10 protein-coding genes and 1 pseudogene are annotated in these 18,248 nt (G+C 43.8%); 1 reads left to right on the top strand and 10 read right to left on the bottom strand.

Going from position 1 to position 18,248, the window contains the following annotated elements; genetic code table 11:
- Window positions 1-357 precede the first annotated feature (357 nt).
- The 6 genes from RH949_RS28265 to iscB all read right to left on the bottom strand — a co-directional run bounded on the left by RH949_RS28265 (window position 358) and on the right by iscB (window position 10,997).
- Complete coding sequence (locus tag RH949_RS28265) at window positions 358-1,191, bottom strand: hypothetical protein (protein ID WP_446357851.1); 834 nt, start codon at window positions 1,189-1,191, stop codon at window positions 358-360.
- Window positions 1,188-2,261: a DNA cytosine methyltransferase gene (locus RH949_RS28260; protein ID WP_446357849.1), complete on the bottom strand. Its 1,074-nt coding sequence runs from the start codon at window positions 2,259-2,261 to the stop codon at window positions 1,188-1,190. The genes RH949_RS28265 and RH949_RS28260 overlap by 4 nt, the downstream gene beginning before the upstream one ends.
- A gap of 166 nt (window positions 2,262-2,427) precedes the next feature.
- Window positions 2,428-3,822: an IctB family putative bicarbonate transporter gene (locus RH949_RS28255; RefSeq protein WP_446357847.1), complete on the bottom strand. Its 1,395-nt coding sequence runs from the start codon at window positions 3,820-3,822 to the stop codon at window positions 2,428-2,430.
- Between the two features lie 604 nt (window positions 3,823-4,426).
- Window positions 4,427-6,958: a glucosylglycerol hydrolase gene (gghA, locus tag RH949_RS28250; protein ID WP_446357845.1), complete on the bottom strand. Its 2,532-nt coding sequence runs from the start codon at window positions 6,956-6,958 to the stop codon at window positions 4,427-4,429.
- A gap of 196 nt (window positions 6,959-7,154) precedes the next feature.
- Complete coding sequence (gene glgB / locus RH949_RS28245) at window positions 7,155-9,419, bottom strand: 1,4-alpha-glucan branching protein GlgB (RefSeq protein WP_446357843.1); 2,265 nt, start codon at window positions 9,417-9,419, stop codon at window positions 7,155-7,157.
- A 306-nt stretch (window positions 9,420-9,725) separates the two neighbouring features.
- Window positions 9,726-10,997, bottom strand: a complete 1,272-nt coding sequence (gene iscB / locus RH949_RS28240; RefSeq protein WP_446357841.1) for an RNA-guided endonuclease IscB — start codon at window positions 10,995-10,997, stop codon at window positions 9,726-9,728.
- 316 nt (window positions 10,998-11,313) lie between these two features.
- Here iscB and RH949_RS28235 point away from each other — a divergent pair, with 316 nt between their 5' ends.
- Entirely contained in the window at window positions 11,314-11,517 is a 204-nt protein-coding gene (locus RH949_RS28235; RefSeq protein WP_446357839.1) for a rhodanese-like domain-containing protein, read from the top strand.
- On the opposite strand, the gene RH949_RS28230 is transcribed toward RH949_RS28235, so the two are convergent.
- The 4 genes and pseudogenes from RH949_RS28230 to RH949_RS28215 all read right to left on the bottom strand — a co-directional run.
- Window positions 11,514-13,739, bottom strand: a complete 2,226-nt coding sequence (locus tag RH949_RS28230; protein ID WP_446357837.1) for a caspase family protein — start codon at window positions 13,737-13,739, stop codon at window positions 11,514-11,516. The two genes, RH949_RS28235 and RH949_RS28230, sit on opposite strands and share 4 nt — an antisense overlap.
- 8 nt (window positions 13,740-13,747) lie before the next feature.
- Window positions 13,748-14,656 carry an RDD family protein gene (locus RH949_RS28225; RefSeq protein WP_446357835.1) on the bottom strand — a complete coding sequence of 303 codons (909 nt, stop codon included), beginning with the start codon at window positions 14,654-14,656 and terminating at the stop codon, window positions 13,748-13,750.
- Between the two features lie 113 nt (window positions 14,657-14,769).
- Complete coding sequence (locus tag RH949_RS28220) at window positions 14,770-18,060, bottom strand: CHAT domain-containing protein (protein ID WP_446357833.1); 3,291 nt, start codon at window positions 18,058-18,060, stop codon at window positions 14,770-14,772.
- A 57-nt stretch (window positions 18,061-18,117) separates the two neighbouring features.
- Window positions 18,118-18,248, bottom strand: a pseudogene (locus RH949_RS28215) (IS630 family transposase); the annotation flags it as partial.

Genomic DNA, 18,248 nt, shown 5'->3' with positions numbered 1-18,248 from the left:
TTGCAGGTTCGACGGTAGGGGCGCAAGGCTTGCGCCCTTTCTCGTGTGTCCATGATATCAGTCGCCTATTTTCTGATCCCCGTAAGAGATACCAAAATGTTCAGATAATATTTCATTCCACTTAATCTTATGATCAATTTGAAGCTCAGAATCTGATTCTATCAACATGGAATATTTATTGATAAATTTATCTAGTGAACTTATCAATCTTAAATAATACTTCAAGGTGGGTATGGTTCCGTTAATAATTATTTGGCAACCATGATTATTATCTATTTCACTAATTTCCATGTCAATTAATTCAGAATCAGATTTTTCAATATCAGATGATGAAAAAATACAGTATCTTTGTGGGTTTTATTTCACTATCTTTTCTTTAACTATACGAATCATTTGAATATCAATTTTCTTGCCGTGCTTAATTTCAACAGCTTCAAATAAGTTATTGTTTTTATCAAATACTTCAATATCACCTGCACTTCTAGACGTTAGATCGGAAGCTGTATGACTAGCTAATTTTTTTAAGGTACATAATTTATATCGTTCAACTTCTTCAATCAAAATTTGATAAATAGCATAGAACGCAAGAACTGGAAGTTTAGATGCTCCATGAGTTTTATAATTAAAATTAAAATGCTCTTCTAAACCATCTACTATAAGTTTAATATTAAGCCTTGCATTATTTTCTATTTTAGTAATCTTAATTTTAGTGAAATTTGTATTTTGGATAACTTGCCCTAAAAGCATTCTCAATGCTAACTCTGCTTTGTCAGGATTTTTTTGAACCCAATCTATAAGATTTAGAAATGCTTCTTTAACTGATTTATTGCCGATTTTCCCAGGGTAATCAAGAGTGTAAGGTTTAGGTTGTTCAAGGGAACGGGTTAACCAGCCACTTTCAGCCATTGCAGGAAGCCCTAACTCTTGTAAAGTAGGAGTAATATACTGTTTATCTATATTTCTACCTGAAAAACCTCCTATTTGAGCTTGATGAAATCTAATATCTTGGTCTGGGTTAAGAGTTTTATGTACTAACAAAGTTATTAAAACTGTATAAACTCCTTTTAATCGAGTACAGTTGTTGGCAATCTTGGAAATAAAGTCTTTGTAAGTATCTGGTATTTCACTTTGAAGATCTTCAGCATTGGTAGCTTGTTTATAAACCCGTAATAACTTGTATTTGTGATTCATAACCGTAATCCCGGTATTTGCAATTGAACAAACTTTTCTTCCTTTTCAGCTATAAAATCATTTCCATTCTCTTCCCCCTGACTCCCAATAAATATTTGTTCCTTTAATTGATGAGCAATTTCAGAAACCATGGGAATGCAAACCGAGTTTCCCACCTGCTTGTAACATTCTCCTAAATTTTCGTGCAGTTTAAAATTCTCAGGAAATCCCATAATTCTATAACATTCTTTAATCGTCAATTTGCGAACGGCATTTTCTTGGCTGAGATAAATAAAGAATCGCCCCGATGTCTCTTGAGAAGGTATTGTAGGATGTATGCCTTCTACTGAATAAATTCTATTTGGTTGATGGTGAACCCTAGATAAATGATGAGTGTTGGGTCTAACTCCTTTTTTCCAAATACTCTTATTATTGCGATATCCTACAAAAATTAATCCCGATTGCTGTTGTTTGGGTTTATCTATTAAGGTATAGCTGTCCGGCTCTAAATATTCAAAATAATCAGAATCGGACAGAAAATCTTTTAATTTTGCTCTAGAATTTATTGTTTTCAATTTATTAAAATTAAATTCTTTGTTCTTGGTAGCAACAATAATTATTCTTTCCCGGTTTTGGGGGACTCCAAAATCTTTAGAATTTAGCAGGCTATAATTGACTTTATATCCCAAATCTTCTAAAGAATACAAAATTACATTTAGCGTTCTACCTTTATCCTGATGCATTAAATGTTTTACATTTTCCAGGAGAATAACTGGAGGTTTTTTGGCTGCGATTATTTCACAAATGCGAAAAAATAATGTACCTCGTGTATCCTGAAAACCTTTTCTTTTGCCACATATACTAAAAGGCTGGCAAGGAAACCCCGCCGTTAAAACATCAAAGTCAGGAATACTATTAATGTCTATTTCCCTAATATCACCTGCGGGTTTATCTGAAAAATTCTTAAAATATACTTCCTGACATTTGGGATCAATTTCACAAGAATATACACATTTATAGTCAGTTCTTTCAAAAGCAATTCTAAATCCACCAATTCCAGCAAATAAATCAATAAATTTAAGTTTTTCCATCCCTATTTTTCAGCAACTTTGATTCCCTCATTATAAAACATGGTTACACGTTCTTTATCCAGGATGAAGAAGATGTAGAGACGTTGCATGCAACGTCTCTACATCATGATCGGGGAAAACCGATAACTTGATCACGTATTACATTGTGAAGTGCGGAATGTGGGTACTAGCTATCCTGCACAGCCGTTGAGGTATCCGCTTGAGGCGGCAGATAATAACTGGCAATAATCGCCACCATCAACCACCATACTGTACTCACCTGAGGACGATACCAAACTGTATCCACTAACCCATGAGACAACATTCCCGCCATAGTAGCGATCGCGGCAATTAACCAAAAGCCTTGAGGATTCCCCAGGGCGCGGAGTCGGTTAATCTGTTGTATCCCACGATTCACCGTAACCACGAGTAGCCAGAGAAAGCAAAACAAGCCAATAAAACCCGTTTCTACCGCCACTTCCAAAAAAATAGAATAGGCACTCAACGCGGTATATTTGGGACGTTGGTACAAGGGATAGATCTGATTAAACGCATTGTTTCCCGGACCAATACCAATAATCGGGCGATCGCGAATCATATCAATCACCGCCGCCCATACATTCATCCGGAAGTTATTACTACTATCCTCCCGCCCGACAAAAATACTTGCCACTCGCACTCGTACCGGTTCAACAAATAGCACCGCCAGAATAATTACCGCCGCACAACTCCCCAGCATCGCAGGCATTGCCCAAGGACGCCATTTTTCCGGTAATTGGATACTATACCAATACACGACCAGAACGGAGAAGACAAACAGACAGGCGACAAAACCAATCCAGCCGCCGCGACTAAACGTAAGAACCAGACAAGCGGAATTCACTACAAACATGGTTAAAGCTAACGCCTTTGGAAGCCATCTCGTCCAAGCAAACACCGCCGCTAAACTCAACGCCACAGCCGGAATCAAATAACCCGCTAATAGATTCGGATTCCCCAAATAGCTATAAACCCGCGTCAAATCCGCCGCCGCCGAATTAGTATCCGTCCAGGTTGCCAACGCTTCTGCGCCAAAAAACCACTGTCGTATCCCGTAAACGCTAACAATTAACGAAATATGCAGGAAAACGCCGATTACCCACGAACGCAGACGGGTTGACCTGAGTACCCGTGCCATTAACGCAAAGAGTAATAAGTATAGCGTCAGTTTCACCAACCCCTGACGGGCTGCCACTTTCACCGGGGACATGGCTGTGGCAACGGTGGCAATTGACCAATACAGTAAAACCAACAGATGAATCGGTGTCACCTGAGGGCGTTCTCTCTCATCCGATACAGTCAGCAGTAGCCAAAACCCCGCACAAGCAATTAACAACACCCCGATGAGGGCAGTAGAGACAAAGGGCGCAACCGCAAACACAATCGCCACAAGCAACGCGCCCAAGGGTTCCGCCCACTGAAGCAGCCAACTCCCCCGCCGCCAAGCTTGCAGCAATCCCACGACGCGATATAAATAGCTAGCGCCGCGCCACTGATAGAAACGTAAGTTCGATAGAGTAACCTGTTGCCACACTGAATTCATAGATTGGTGATTGGTTGATTGTTTCCGATTTAGCACGCGATCGCACCTAAAAGCGATGGCACTGAAAATTTACATTTTGGAATCGCCGAAACCCCTGATATACCGTAGGGTGGGCATTGCCCACCAGCCTTAATCAGCCTGCCATTCCACCAAGCGAGCGATGCGTAGTTAAAACCCTGAGTAATACATTATTCCATCAACCCTATATCAGGAAAACATCTAACTCTCAAGCAACACTTTCTAACACAAAGGGTTGAGTAAAGGGCGACCCGATCAAAGTGAGTGGACGCCGTTGTTCATTTGGGCAAGCGGGTCGCCCCTACAGGAAAACTTATACTCGATCATGATGCGATCGCGGATTCTAGATTCTCTGCCTTATCTCCCTGAATCCGGTTACTATAGGCAGATTATATTGATTCGGTAGGGACACGATACTATCGTGCCCTAATCTCATCTAATGTCTGACTCGTTCTAACAGCAGCGCCTGAGTATCGTGTAACTCAAACGATCGCAGATCACTCACCTCCAATCCCGGAGACGCGATCAGTTTGTAGTAAGCGCTTTAGCGCTTGAGGAACTAAAGTGCCTACTACAAACATTTCCCTTAACTCACTCGTTCTAATAGCAGCGCCTGGGTGTCTCGCAACTCAAACGATCGCAGATCACTCACCTCCAATCCCGGAGACGCGATCGCAATCTGCCATTCGTCCAAATCCAGTTGTAGCCAGTCTCCCAGCGTCACCGTAATTGGATCACCGCCCATGTGAGACACCATCGCCATCTGATACGGCGTTTCACTCGCCCCCTCCTCTGTCGGTTGACTCCGCAAGCCATAGAAAAGGGTATAGTTATCCTCACTAATTCGATTAAACCGATCCAATCCCGATAAATTATAGTGCAACCAAGGATGATCATGACGGAAACGACGCAAGGTTAAATTAAACGCCGCTAATTCTGGCACCAAATACTCCTCATAATTCCACACATTACAAGCTTGGTGCATATCTTCCATAAACGCCCTAGCAAATACCTTCAGCTTCCCGACATCCAACTCCGTCAACACCTGGGATTTTTCCGGTACATTCAGCTTCTGTAATTGTGCGGCTGATTTCCGCTGCGTTGCTTCCTGTTTAACTTCCTCTTTTTCTGACTCCGCCCCCAAATAACGCTGACATAAACTTGCCACTTCTTCTAAATCGTAATTCGTTTCTTCAATGGCGTCATAGAGTCCGCGCATAAACTGACGTAATTCATCAATTTTGCGGAACCCCATTTGCTTTAGCCGGGGAAAAATATTGTCTTGGTCATTATACACATACTTTTCCACCTGCCAATCTAAAAATCCTGCTTCTTCCGCCGCCACTTTCACCCCATAGCGATCATCAGTATTGCGGAAAAATCCCCAGGCGGCTTCCATTGTGCAGTTAATAAAGTCCATCGGTAAACCCGGACTAAACCCATACACCCATAGCGTTACGGCAGGATTATTATACGCCGTATTCAACACTTCCGGTAAACTTTTCCCCAAATTCCAATTAATTGGTAATCCGGGTTCGACTTGGGTTCCTCGGCGTAAGGTATCATGGTTTCCACACCCAGTAATCCAGTTTTCGCCAACCTGCATCACCTCACAAACCCGACGCCATTTCTTATCCCAAAACTTCTGCAAACCGGGGGTATTATGAGCAAAGATTAAGGGACCCCACTGAAACGCATCGGGCATAAATTCAACAATATCTCGATAGGTGGAAATCTCTTCCCACCCTTGGGCGGGCCACGGGCGTCCATCCTCAAAAATAGCAAAGAGTCGCCGCTGGTGTGACCCAATATCTTGCACTACTGCGCCCATATCGTTCAGGTAGGCGTCATCATATTCTACCCGCCCGGATAGTGGGTTGAAAAACTTGAAATCTTGGGCACCATCCACGCGAATCCCATCAACGCCAAAATTATTTTTCCGCCGCTGCATTTCTAATAAGATAGCCCGGACAACGGGACTTTGATGGTTCACATCTTGACCGTACATATTCGGTCCTTTCAGGAAGCGCCCATTCAGAACGTCTAACGCTTGGTTATCTGCATGACCATACACAATATCAAAGATGACTTGGATTGGACCCGTGGGGAAAGTATGCAGGGTACTAATAAACTCCACTAATTCATCCGGGCGCAGGGTTTCCAGGACAGAGGGATTGGTGGCTGACGATCCAAAAATAACGATATCATAACCCCAGTTTTGGATATCCGGTTTTTTCAGGGTGATTTTAATGTCCTCTGTTTCGTAATCCACCTGTTCGGTTTCCGGGTCGATTTCGTCTAGGTCATCTTCATTGAAGATAAAAAACCCTTGCCCCAAATCATGTTCCATCCGATATTCTACTGTGGGTTCAATGGGGAGAAGTTGCACCGCGTCATAGCCGATGTAACATTGTTCGGCTGGGGTTAAAGCATCATTGGCGTTGATTTTTTCTGCAATCCGTTGATAGATGCGGGTTAATCCTGCCAGTGTCCCTTCTTTAGCGGCGGTGGTGATATGAATCTGTAAAATATTACGCGGTGGATGAACGCGAATAATCCCGGATTCATCGGCGTCTCCTTGACCGAAATACTCCAAGTCGCTGCGTTTTTCTTGTAACTGATTTAGGTCATAGAGTTCGGCGGGGGCGTAGACGCCATAAGGTAAGGAATAGGCTAAAACATCGCCAATGGTTTGGATTTCATTCTGAAAATCTAGGTATTTTAGCCAATAGAAGGAACCTATTTGGTCTTTGGTTCCCGGACGCATTCCGGAAACGACGCCCCAGAAATATTCGCCTTGTTTTTCCAGTTGTAGGTGTTCCCGATGAACTTTGATCTTTTGGTTGGGTAAGGTGGGGTCAATGTCGTTCAGGGGGGTGAGAACTTCCAGATAAATGTTCTTCGGTTGGAACATATCTGCGGCGAGTTCGGGTGCCCAGAAGCCTATTTCGGTGAGTCCATCGGCACGGTGATGGGCACCGAGGCGGGTGGCTAATGTTTTGGCTTTGTTGAAGATTGTGTCGTCGGATTGTTGAACGCTATCTGCCCAATCGAGGAGTTTTTGGGTTTCGTCGGTGATTAAGGTGATGGGTGTTCTTTTGGTTGCGGTTTTTGTCATGTTTCTCTGGTAATTAATCAACAAAAGATTCGTTTTTGTCCCGTAAGCGGTGGCAGAATTTTTCAACGCAGAGGGACGCAGAGGTTCGCGCAGAGGGGCGCAGAGGGTTTTGGGGTAGGGGCGCGTAGCTGTGCGCCCACTGTCCACTTAAACCCTTACAAAGGACAAATGACTAATGACTAATGACTCTCTCCAACTACTTATTCCGATCTAATTTCAGAACCAAAACGCCCAAGGGTGGCAAGCACAAATCAATATAATAAGACCAGCGAGGATGAGACCATTCCCCTGTCCAGCGACCCCCCATATTTCCCATATTGCTACCGCCGTAATCTCCAGCATCGCTGTTCAATACTTCCGCATAGAAACCGGGTTCGGGGACACCTATCCAATAGTCGGGATGAGGTTGAGGGGTAAAGTTACAGACAGTGACAATAAAGTCATCCGAGTCTTTTGCTTTGCGAATAAACGAGACGACACTATTGTCAGCATCGTTACAGTCAATCCACTCAAACCCTTCATGAGAAAAGTCTTGGCTATAGAGGGCGGGTTCACTTTGGTAAAGGTGATTCAAATCCGCCATAAACCGCTTCAGTTGTTGGTGGGGTGCATGTTGCAACGCGCCCCAATCTAAGTCTGCCCAAGCATTCCACTCATTCCGTTGCCCAAATTCCATGCCCATAAATAGGGTTTTCTTACCGGGATGGGTGTACATGTAGGCGTATAAGCAGCGGAGATTGGCAAATTTCTGCCAGTCATCTCCTGGCATTTTATTCAGAAGGTTGCCTTTCCCGTGGACGACTTCATCATGGGATAGCGCCAGCATGAAGTTTTCGCTGAAGGCGTACATGATGCTGAAGGTGACGCTATTTTGGTGGTAGGGACGATATAGGGGATCTTTAGCAAAATAGTCCAGCATATCGTGCATCCAGCCCATGTTCCACTTGAAGCTGAAGCCTAAGCCGCCCAGGTAAGTGGGACGAGAGACGAGGGGCCAAGCGGTGGATTCTTCAGCAATGGAGAGGATGCCGGGATAATAGCCGAATATCTGATAATTCAGATAGCGCAAAAAGTCGGCGGCTTCTAGGTTTTCGTTACCACCGTACTGATTCGGTACCCATTCCCCATCTTTGCGATCGTAGTCCAGGTATAACATGGATGCCACCGCATCCACGCGAATCCCGTCAATATGATATCGGTCAAACCAAAATAGGGCGTTGGCTATCAGAAAGTTGCGAACTTCATTCCGGGCATAGTTGAAGACTAAGGTTCCCCATTCCTTATGTTCCCCTTTGCGAGGATCAGCATGTTCGTAAAGATGCGTACCATCAAAGAAGGCTAACCCGTGAGTATCTTTGGGAAAATGACCGGGAACCCAATCCACAATCACGCCAATATCATTTTGGTGACATTGGTCGATGAAGTACATTAAATCTTGAGGCGTGCCATAGCGAGAGGTGCAGGTGTAGTATCCGGCAACCTGATACCCCCAAGACCCATCATAGGGGTGTTCGGCCACGGGGAGAAGTTCGACGTGGGTGAATCCCAGTTCTTTGACATAAGGAATCAGGCGTTCGGCTAATTCCCGATAGGTGAGGAAGCGTCCCTCCGGTTTCTGGGAAACTTTCACCACAGGGCGAGTTTCCCCATCCGGGAATTCAGGCGGAGTCTCGGCACTCTCATGCAACCATGAACCCAAGTGAACCTCATACACAGAAATGGGTTGTTCTTGGGGGTCAGTATGGCGACGGCGTTCTAGCCAGTCTTCGTCGTGCCAAGTGTAGTCTAGGCTATTGACAATTGACGCGGTTTGGGGTCTAATTTCCTGTTCAAAGCCGTAGGGGTCGGACTTGTGATAGATATGTCCGACGTGGTTTTTCACTTCGTACTTATAGTGTTCTCCGACGCCAATTTCCGGGATAAACAGTTGCCAAATCCCGTTCCCCAGTTGGCGCATCTGATGTTCGCGTCCATCCCAGTTATTGAAATCACCGATAACGGAGACATTGCGGGCGTTCGGTGCCCAGACTGCAAAGTGAACCCCTTGGACGCCGTTAAATTCCGTGGGGTGAGCGCCTAATTTTTCGTAAATGCGATGATGATTTCCTTCGGCAAATAGGTGAATATCAAAATCTGTCAAACGCGGCGAGCGAAAGGCGTAGGGGTCATAGACTACCCGTTCATGCTCGCCTTCTTTAATCCGCAGTTGGTAGTTGGCTAACTCGGGTATATCAATCTCACATTCAAATAAATGAGGATGACTGACAGCCTGCATCGGGTATTCTTCCCGTTCGGTGGGGCGAATCACCCAAGCGGCGTCGGCTTTCGGCAGGTAAGCCCGCACAACCCAGCTTGTTTTACCCTCCCGTTCAATGGGATGAGACCCAAGAATTTCAAAGGGATCATGGTGTCGATTACTCACAATCCGGTCGATTTGATCTGGGGAGATGGTTATTGTCATGGCATTACCTTGTTTAACTTCCCAGACTTAATAGTAATCAAGATTTCTCCAGTGGCACAATTTGGTGTTTGTGTAGGGGCGGGTTTCACCCAGATGCGACTAAACCCGCCCCGACTGAAGTAAAGGGCGACCCGAGTCAATTGAGTGGACACAGTTGTTGATTAGAGCAAGCGGATATCCGTGTCAACTTAAGCCAATCTGGATATTCGCGATCGCGCGGCTTTTAACCAGGCTCGGATCAGGGGGTAAAAACTGCTCGATAATTTCTACCCACATTTGGACATAGTTGCCGTTTTTGTCCAGCTATTAGGCATAGCTATAACCATCCTTGCGATGGACGGCTTTACAGTAATCAAGCTTTACTGAAAACCGTTTTTTGTTAATCATAAACTCGCCTCTACCGTCTGACATTGGACAAACTCTGGCTGTGAACGTCCCTTGGTATTTACCTTTCGGGACTGTGGCTCGAACAATATCGCCTGTGCAAAAGCCAAAAATAGGGCGAAGGGGACGGTGTTTAACTGGGTAGCCGTATTTATTCGTTTGGCAGCGCTGTCGTCCACCAAAACCTGTCGCTTTAACATTGAGTATGTGTTCAGTCAGGATTTGCAGGGTTTGTGTGACACCCACGCAAGCAGCATCTAGCCAGTGAGTCTTGGGCAATCCCAATCGAGTTCTGTTGTACTTGGTCTGTCCGCCTGTACCTGTGAGGACTGGCAAGCCTGTTTCTTTGAGCCGATTAAGTAAAGCCCATCGGGTCGCATTAACGGCGGCGGCATCCTTTAAAGGTCGCTTGGCTTGAGCTAGTATCCGCTTAAGCAAGTCTGGCTTTTTGGAAAGGTATTGCTCAATTGATTTTGTCCCTTTCTTGATGTTGCACTTCTCACAAGCTAGGCACAGATTAGAGATGCGGTTAGTGCCACCTTTAGCTCTAGGCTGAATATGCTCAACCTGAAAAGGGACGTTTTCAACTCCACAATACGCGCATTTTCTTTCCCATTTTGCCAATAAATACTCACGGACTTCGTAGCCAAATAAAGTACCTTGCTGGTATTCGCATCCGCTAATTTCAGGTTGCCCTTGCGCTTGTGTATCAAATTTCACTAATTCCTGTCTAATCTCACCAACAGGAGCAAATTTACACAGGCGTTTGACCCAAGTTTCAGTCGTCAGAACCCGATGCATTAAGCTTGGTGCTAACCATCCTTGAGGGCGCTTCCGATTGAGAAAACGTGGTTGACGATAGCGTGTATTGCGGCTCCTGCGACCTCTCCTGACAGCCCGACGAGAGTCAAGAGCTAGTTTTATTTGTTGTCCACGATGTTCTAATTCCATCCCCCAAATAACCTGATCATGGTCGGTCACAAGAGCCAATCCCGTAACTTTTGAACCTGGGTCTATTTTGAGAGTAAGCGGGTAAACTACTGGATTATCAATAGTTCGTTTCAGGATTAGAGTAAAAGGATATCTGCGGAAAACAGCCGCCTTGCCAAGCTCTAATAATTTTCTGGCTTGTGCTGGATGAATCGGATTCATCGGTGTTTTTTGAGCATCAATAAGAAAAACGTAATTTGACATCTTCTGTCAACCTTATTGCTAAAACTTCGACTACGCTCAGTTTTAGTCCTGAGCGAAGCCGAAGGGCTAAGTAATGTTTGCCTCGGTAATGTTGAAAGGGCTTGTTAAGAACTAGGCACGGACTTATAAACCTTTCGTCGCTACTTTTTAACCGAGTTCGACAGAGCAAAAAACTGGCGTTCATTTTTTGGTGTCATGACCCTCCCAACGTAGGCTGTGATGAGCCTTAACCTGCACGTTCGTTACTCGCTTGTAGCTATTTCTAGCTATGTCCAGATTTGGATAGGTTTTTACGAACGGTGCAATTCCTATGCCGATGGAGGAGTTATCTGATCGTGCCACAGCCAGTCTCGAACCGCAACGTGAGATCTACGTCTACGGTGACAATGATCAACAAAGCAATCAAGCCGCATCCCAACTGCGGGAAGCCGGTTTTGAGTCTGTATCGGTTCTCAAAGGTGGATTAACGGCTTGGAAAGCAATTTCTAGTCCAACAGAGGGTTCTGCTGAGCAACGTTAATTGAGTGTTGATATAACTTCAAACGTGATCGACATTGCCGCGAATTGGCTAGTATCAACAGGACTAATTCCTGAAGTCACTGAGACAGAATAGTCACGACTTGGGGTTAAATCAGACAGCAATTGTTCAATGACCTCAATCGGGGCAGGAAGTACCACAGGTTCACTGTCCAAATTCCGGCGCTTGGCGATCGTTTGTAACGCTTTTAAAGCATTTCGTACAGGCGTAACGCTAGCAATAATTAGAACCTCGGTTACACCCAGAGGTTTTTGAGTTTGCAGGTGAAATGTATCTCGACTTGGGTTGGGAATTAACAGCGTTTCACCTGCTTTCACTTGTGCCGCATCCTCTATCACCGCCCATTGATGGGGAAACAAGAGGGTGATTTCCCCGGTAGCATCAATGACTAAAACACTGACATAGACAGGGCGAGACTCATTGTTGACGATGTTTAGCTGAACTGGAGTGGCGAGGGGTAATTGAGTAAAACGGGTAGAGTTGATGCTTTGACGAGAAGGGGTAGTAGAGTTTAATCCGGTTCGACTTCGTTTGGGAAATACTTGAGCAATGAATTGATTATTGGCATCAATCCGACTCAACCTAGCTGTTATATTTAACTCAGCCGTATCCGCATTCAAGAGCATTTTAAGCAGCCGCACTGCTAGAAGAGATTTAAACTTAGTTTCTAACCGATTCACCCCATCAACTACCGCTTCTCCGGCTTCACCAAAAGAGTTGGGCATAGGATTTAATCCCGGAGAAAATAAGCCCAGTGAATTTAGTGGAGGAGAGGGGTTCAGCCGCAGATTCTGGCTGGCTTTTTCGGTCAAGCGACCTAAAATATAATCAACCTCAGTTTCTTGGAGTGGTAAGGTTTGAATTCGGTTGAGAGAGGTAAGGACAGCTTTAGCCTGAGTAATATCTTTGCCTAAAGAGGGGGAAAGTCCAATGCGTAGACTTAAATTCTGGGGAATACCTCGCACTTGTTCTACGCAGGGTGTTCCGGGTTGAAGAGGAAGTGATGAGGAGGTATCCAAAAGTTTACCGTAGCCGACTAAGCCTTGGCGGGATTCAAGCTGGATAGTGCCTTGGAATTGACCCTGAGGATTAATAGCAGCAAAGATGGCATCTTGGTTAAAAGCGGCGAGGCTTTGAGCATTCACTCCTCCTAACCATAACTCGACCTGAGTCCCATTAACCTGAGTAATGGCGGCTTCAGCAGCCGGGGTGAGTTCGTCTAGGAAGTAGATAGGTTGCTTATTGGTGTTACTCCCTGGTTTGACTTCATATTCAGGAGTTTGTAAGGTAAACGAAATTTGGGTAGTACGTTGTGCGATCGCGGGTAAGATAGAGCCAATGGGTTCATCTCCCCCATGTTGCCACAGATACTGGCTCATCAGATAGGTAAACGCCCCAGCACTAAAGCCGTCGAAGGGATAATCGGCGGCGAGTTGGTGGCGATTGGTACTGGTAATCACGACACCTTTTGCTACTCCCTGTCTGCGGCGCTGTTTAAACACCGTTGATGTCCAATTCAGTCGGGATAGCCATTGCTGCTGATAGGCTTGTTCTTCCGAACTGGCTTGGAATTGAGCGCCACCTCGAACGGCTCGGATGATTAAATTTCCTCGCTTGGCTCCTCCAGAATAGCAGCAGTCTAAGACAACGGTAACATTTTCGGTGTTGAGCGCTGCCATGAGTAGAAATAGGGTATGTCCCATAATATCTCGGACTATACCAGGATTTGGAGCAGCCGGACGCGGGCTATCAAAGGGGACGAGAGTACTATTCACTCCATCAGCATAATCAGCATCGGGGTCAGCCACTTGAGAACCATGTCCGGAGTAATGAAAAACCACAATATCTCCCGGTTTAGCTTGGTTAATCAGGTGAGTTTCAAAGCTGTCTAAAATGGCTTGGCGCGTCGCTTGGGCGTTGGTTAAAGTGAGGATATCTTGAGGGTTGAAACCAAAGCGATAAATGAGCAAGTTACGCTGTAATTCGACATCGGTGAGACAGCCGTTTAAGGGTGTAATATTGCTGTTTGGGGGGTAGGTATTGATTCCAACCAAAAGCGCGAGTTTGCGAGTAAAAGGTTGAGCGCCACGCAGCCGATTAGGGGTTGGGCGTGGGCGTGGGTCTGTCTGACAGCTATGTAAACTGATAGTTGCCAGAGCCGAACCTGCAACTTGCAAAAATTGACGCCGCTTAAGAGAATTCATGATTACCTTTAATCATCGACGACCTTAGTCCCAGATACCTTATCGTGCCAACCGCGTGGGCGGCTAGAAGTAAGAAATGAGAAGGCTTCAAAGGGAATATATCGAGCGACTGTTCTGCCAAAAATTTGTCCTGACGTTGGTTTTTCATCCTGATTGGTTACGACTTTTGTTTTTGTAATAAATTTACCCGGACTTTTACTCCACAGGGATTCGGTTACTGTGTAGTAAAGCAAGAATGTCATATAGCCGATTAAGTTATAGATTAAATCTTCTAAGGGAGTTGTCTCATTAGTTTCAAAATCAAAAATTTCTGGATTAAACATAATCAAAACGACAATGACAACTATGCCAATAACAAAGAACATAGGTATTAAAAACAAAACATCTAGAAGATAATTTAGAAATCTCTTCGTTCGACTTGCAGGCTTAAGACTTGGTTGAGGTTCTGTCGCCTCCTGTTCTTGAGGCGGGTTTTGATAATTGTCAGTAACCTGGTGTGTTTCCGGGGTAGATGTTTTGTGGGTATTGATTTTGGCTTTGGAAGTGACGAATGAACTCAAATCTTGAGGTTCATCGTTAGCTGTACTGGCAGATAAATCGGTTTCGATGGGAGTTGGTTCAGTTGGATTAGCTAAATCAATATCCTGACTCCAGTCGGGAATCTCTTCACCAATTTGCCGTCCATAGATCTGAACTCGATCAATTGATTCTACACCTAAATTAATCAATCCTTGGCAGATTCTTTGAGTTAAGTTCGTGGGTGGAACCTGAGCCGATTCCAGGATCACTTGTAAATTATTCTTGTCTCTACCCACTTTGGCTGTAACACCTTGGCGTTGGAGAGAACGATTGAGCAAAGCAGCAATGGCTTTAGGATTACCTTGTTTAGCCAGTTGTTTTATTTTTGCAGGATTCATGAGAGATTGACCTTTGATGAAGTCTTGCCGCCTTAGGTGTAAACCCAAGGCTGAAAGCTCAAGTCAGCTTTAGCTGACTGACTAAAAATTACAGTGATATCAGCGAACATCGCTCAGTTGGATTCACCAATCAACGTGAAAGCTGCCCAATCTTTAGGGTTTGGGTATTTTTTCTTAATCGTAAGCATCGCTTGACGCAACGCTTGAGCCTTATCGGGATTTTGTTGTAAATTTTGATAAAACTCAATCATTAACTCAGCCGTTGGCGCATCGGGAACTGACCACAGAGAGACGATTAAACTAGGGACACCCGCCATAATAAAAGCGCGAGATAAACCTAGAATACCATCTTCCGTGAGTTCTCCCAAACCTGTATCACAAGCACTCAAAACGACTAATTCCGCATTGAGAGGTATTCCAAAGATATCTTCGGAAGAGAGAAAGCCATCAAGGTAATTGGGACCTACTCTCGGTTCAGAGGAAGGTGTCCACTCGAGTGGAGATGTTAGCGCAATAGCACCAGGGGTAAATTGTCGTTCATCTATGGGATCAAGTAACCCGTGAGTTGCCAGATGAATAATCCGCGCCTTGAGCATACGCGACAGTACAATAGGTTCAGTCGCACTCTCACCTGTCATCGCTTGAGTATTCAATAAAGAGGCAATAGCTTTGGCTTCTTGTTCTGCACCGGGTAGAGGAGATAAGGGTTGAGCAAGTTGTTGCTTTGAGGGAGGAAGGCTGGGCATTTTTGGATTACCGACGATTAGAACATCGTTATTTGAGATTCGTTCAATTTGCTGCCGTTTCTGACGACTTAAATCTAGCATCTGGATTGAAGGAGCGGTTAGAATGGTATGTTGCTCAATCAGATAGTTAGCTTTGGCATCTTGGAGTGCCGGGAAAGGAACGAAAAACAAAGCGCTATCTGGAATAAAGATAACTTTTTCTTGGGGATTGCTGGGGAGGAGATCGGCAATTGGCTCAATTAATAATTGATGCAGTTGCTGCAAGTGATTTATCGAGTTGTCTGTGTCTTCTTTGGGAACAATGCCTAAACCACGATGGCTGACACCAATTGATTCACGAGTACCGGAAACCAGTTCCCCTAATAGGGATTCTGCTTTCTGATCCCGATTATCTAAAGAAACTTGGTTGGGTTGGAGTGACCCAAAAATTACACCTCCACAGCCAACTATCACCGATAATACGAATAACCAGCGAATTAGGGGTTTTTCAATCCAGGAAACCTCTTTGGCTTTATATTCAAAAATAACTCGTCCCTTTAAGTTTGAGTTATGTTTAGGTTTTTGCTGTACACGGTTTGACTTTAGACGTGAATAGGTAAACCAAACCGCTATAGCAATGCCACCACCAGCTAAAGTAATGATGAGAGGAACTATACCAGGGTTTTGCTGGATAGTTGTCAGTTTTTCTCCGACTCCCCGGTTGAGAGATTGGGGATTGGAGGCTAACTGATTCAGCCAATTCTTTGGTTTTCCTAATCCAGTCAAGTTAACACGACGCAATGCCACTTCACCTGTGGGTTTAATTACCCAGATTAAGAGTTCTGACTCACGACTTGTTTCTGGGTTGCCAGTATCTTCATGAAGGATAGCGTATTCAACCAGTGTGGCTTGATGGGTTTGGGCAGTTTTTTTGATTTGATCAATTGTGGGTGACTCAACGATTGATAGACTTGTTGGAGCTGAATACTCAGTTTTACTGAATTCAAGTGGGTTGATCCCAGTCAGTACATCTATCAGTCCGCGAGCTTTTGACTGTTCCACTAATTCTAGAGCCGTTTTTATCTCGTTCTGTTCAACTAATTGTTGTAGGTCATGATTGAAAGAACTTACAGCAGCAGGTGGTATATATTGACCGCTTAATTTGAGTGCCTGAATTAACCAGTCTATATCCCACATTAATTCACGTTGTATCTCTATATTATCAATAGATTGAGCTGTCATCCGCGCTTTTAAAGCTATTTCAGAACGCTCATAATTCTGGTTCTGCCCCATCTTCATCGCTATATCCAGTAATCTCTGCGCTTTTTCTTCTGGATTGTCAATAGCTTGAGTAATTTGAGTGGCTTGAGATAAAAGTTTATCAGCTTTTTTGTCTTGATCTAATTGTTTATAATGGCTAGCTAATTTGAAAAGCAGCCTAGCCTTATTATTATGATTGTCTATATTGTTAATTATTTTAAGTCCCTGATCATATTGTTTTAACTGTAAGTGCAAAGTGGCTATCATCGGAGCTAAAGCTTGCTTGTGGTTAGAATCTTGAGCAAATTCAAGAGTTAGCTCTAGAAGAGTAGATAGCTTGTCTTTTTCATCTTGAATCTTTTTTTGAGCTGCGCTAGGTGAAATTACTAAATTTTTTGGGACTGCCTGATCATAAAGTCTGAGACTGCCATCTGAATAAATTTCAGCTATTTTAGCTAAGGTTTTAGTTCTTATCGACGGTATCGCTATATCGGCAGTTAAATGAAAAGCTTGGCTATATCGTGCTACATCTCCAAAATCATTTCCTGCTATTCTATGTCGGGATTTAACTACCCTTATTGCACTGGCGGCTAGAGTTTCTGCTTTATCATTTACATTTTGTATTAAATTAATAGCCCGTATAACTTGGTCATACTTTCCCTGTTCACTATACGTAACAGCAACATTAATTAAAGGTTCGATTTTATTGTCAGCATTGTTATCATTGATTATTTTTAGGATTTTTTGAGGCAAACCATTATCAAATTTAAAGTTTATTTTCTGACGACCACTATTGCTATTTATTTGTACTTCAGCTATGGCATTCTGAATGATTAGCTTTGACAATACTTTGCCTTGGAGAGAACCGTCGTTGATAGCGTCAGCAACTTGTAAAGCTTGCTCATACTGCCAAGTGTCAGCGTATTCTTCACCAAGCTTAACTAAAGTTTCATCTTTAAACTCCGTTATCTCTATAGCGTTGGCAACTTTAAGAGCTGATTCTAGCCTCTTCAGTTTTCCCTCTCTTGAGTCTCTTCGATAATCAAGAGATACGCCGCGTATTCGATAAAGAGAATATACTGAATATTTAGATATTTCTGAATAAAATGCTGAAGGATCTACATACTGTACAGCTATTTGATGCAACACGGTTGCTCTTGTCTTAGGGTTTTCTATCGTATTTGCCAGTTTAGCTGCTTGATTCAATATTGTAGAAGCTTGCTCCCATTTCCGCAGCAGAGCATATTGGGTAGCTATCCTTGCTAAGGTTTTCGCTTTTGCTTCAGTATTCTCTATTTTTTGGGATAGCTGAGAAGCCTTCGCCAAAAGTGCTGATCCTTGGCTTGACAGAGGAGCCATTTTCGCTAACACTTTAGCTTTATAATGTACATCTTCTATGGTGTTTATTTCCTGAAGCATTTGCTCTAAAATTTCTTTTGAAATTTTAACCCTATTCCTCAAATGACTATAGCAATCCTAAATAGATTGTGGCAATTTTCCATACTGAAATATTTTGGGAAAATCGAATATTTGACCATCAGCAAAAAACTTAAATAACCACTTAACTATTTTAAAAGAGCTGCAAAGATGATAAAATTGTCTAATGA

Origin of the sequence: Coleofasciculus sp. A1-SPW-01 (assembly GCF_040217205.1) — a bacterium.
Taxonomy (GTDB): Bacteria; Cyanobacteriota; Cyanobacteriia; order Cyanobacteriales; family Coleofasciculaceae; genus Coleofasciculus; species Coleofasciculus chthonoplastes_A.
This window is presented reverse-complemented; position numbering and strand designations above follow the sequence as displayed.

Coding starts and splice junctions, on each gene's coding strand:
- RH949_RS28220 (WP_446357833.1), bottom strand. CDS start 18,060: ATGCTTCAGGAAATAAACACCATAGAAGATGTACATTATAAAGCTAAA.
- RH949_RS28230 (WP_446357837.1), bottom strand. CDS start 13,739: ATGAATTCTCTTAAGCGGCGTCAATTTTTGCAAGTTGCAGGTTCGGCT.
- RH949_RS28255 (WP_446357847.1), bottom strand. CDS start 3,822: ATGAATTCAGTGTGGCAACAGGTTACTCTATCGAACTTACGTTTCTAT.
- iscB (WP_446357841.1), bottom strand. CDS start 10,997: ATGTCAAATTACGTTTTTCTTATTGATGCTCAAAAAACACCGATGAAT.
- RH949_RS28235 (WP_446357839.1), top strand. CDS start 11,314: ATGGAGGAGTTATCTGATCGTGCCACAGCCAGTCTCGAACCGCAACGT.
- glgB (WP_446357843.1), bottom strand. CDS start 9,419: ATGACAATAACCATCTCCCCAGATCAAATCGACCGGATTGTGAGTAAT.
- RH949_RS28225 (WP_446357835.1), bottom strand. CDS start 14,656: ATGAATCCTGCAAAAATAAAACAACTGGCTAAACAAGGTAATCCTAAA.
- RH949_RS28265 (WP_446357851.1), bottom strand. CDS start 1,191: ATGAATCACAAATACAAGTTATTACGGGTTTATAAACAAGCTACCAAT.
- RH949_RS28260 (WP_446357849.1), bottom strand. CDS start 2,261: ATGGAAAAACTTAAATTTATTGATTTATTTGCTGGAATTGGTGGATTT.
- gghA (WP_446357845.1), bottom strand. CDS start 6,958: ATGACAAAAACCGCAACCAAAAGAACACCCATCACCTTAATCACCGAC.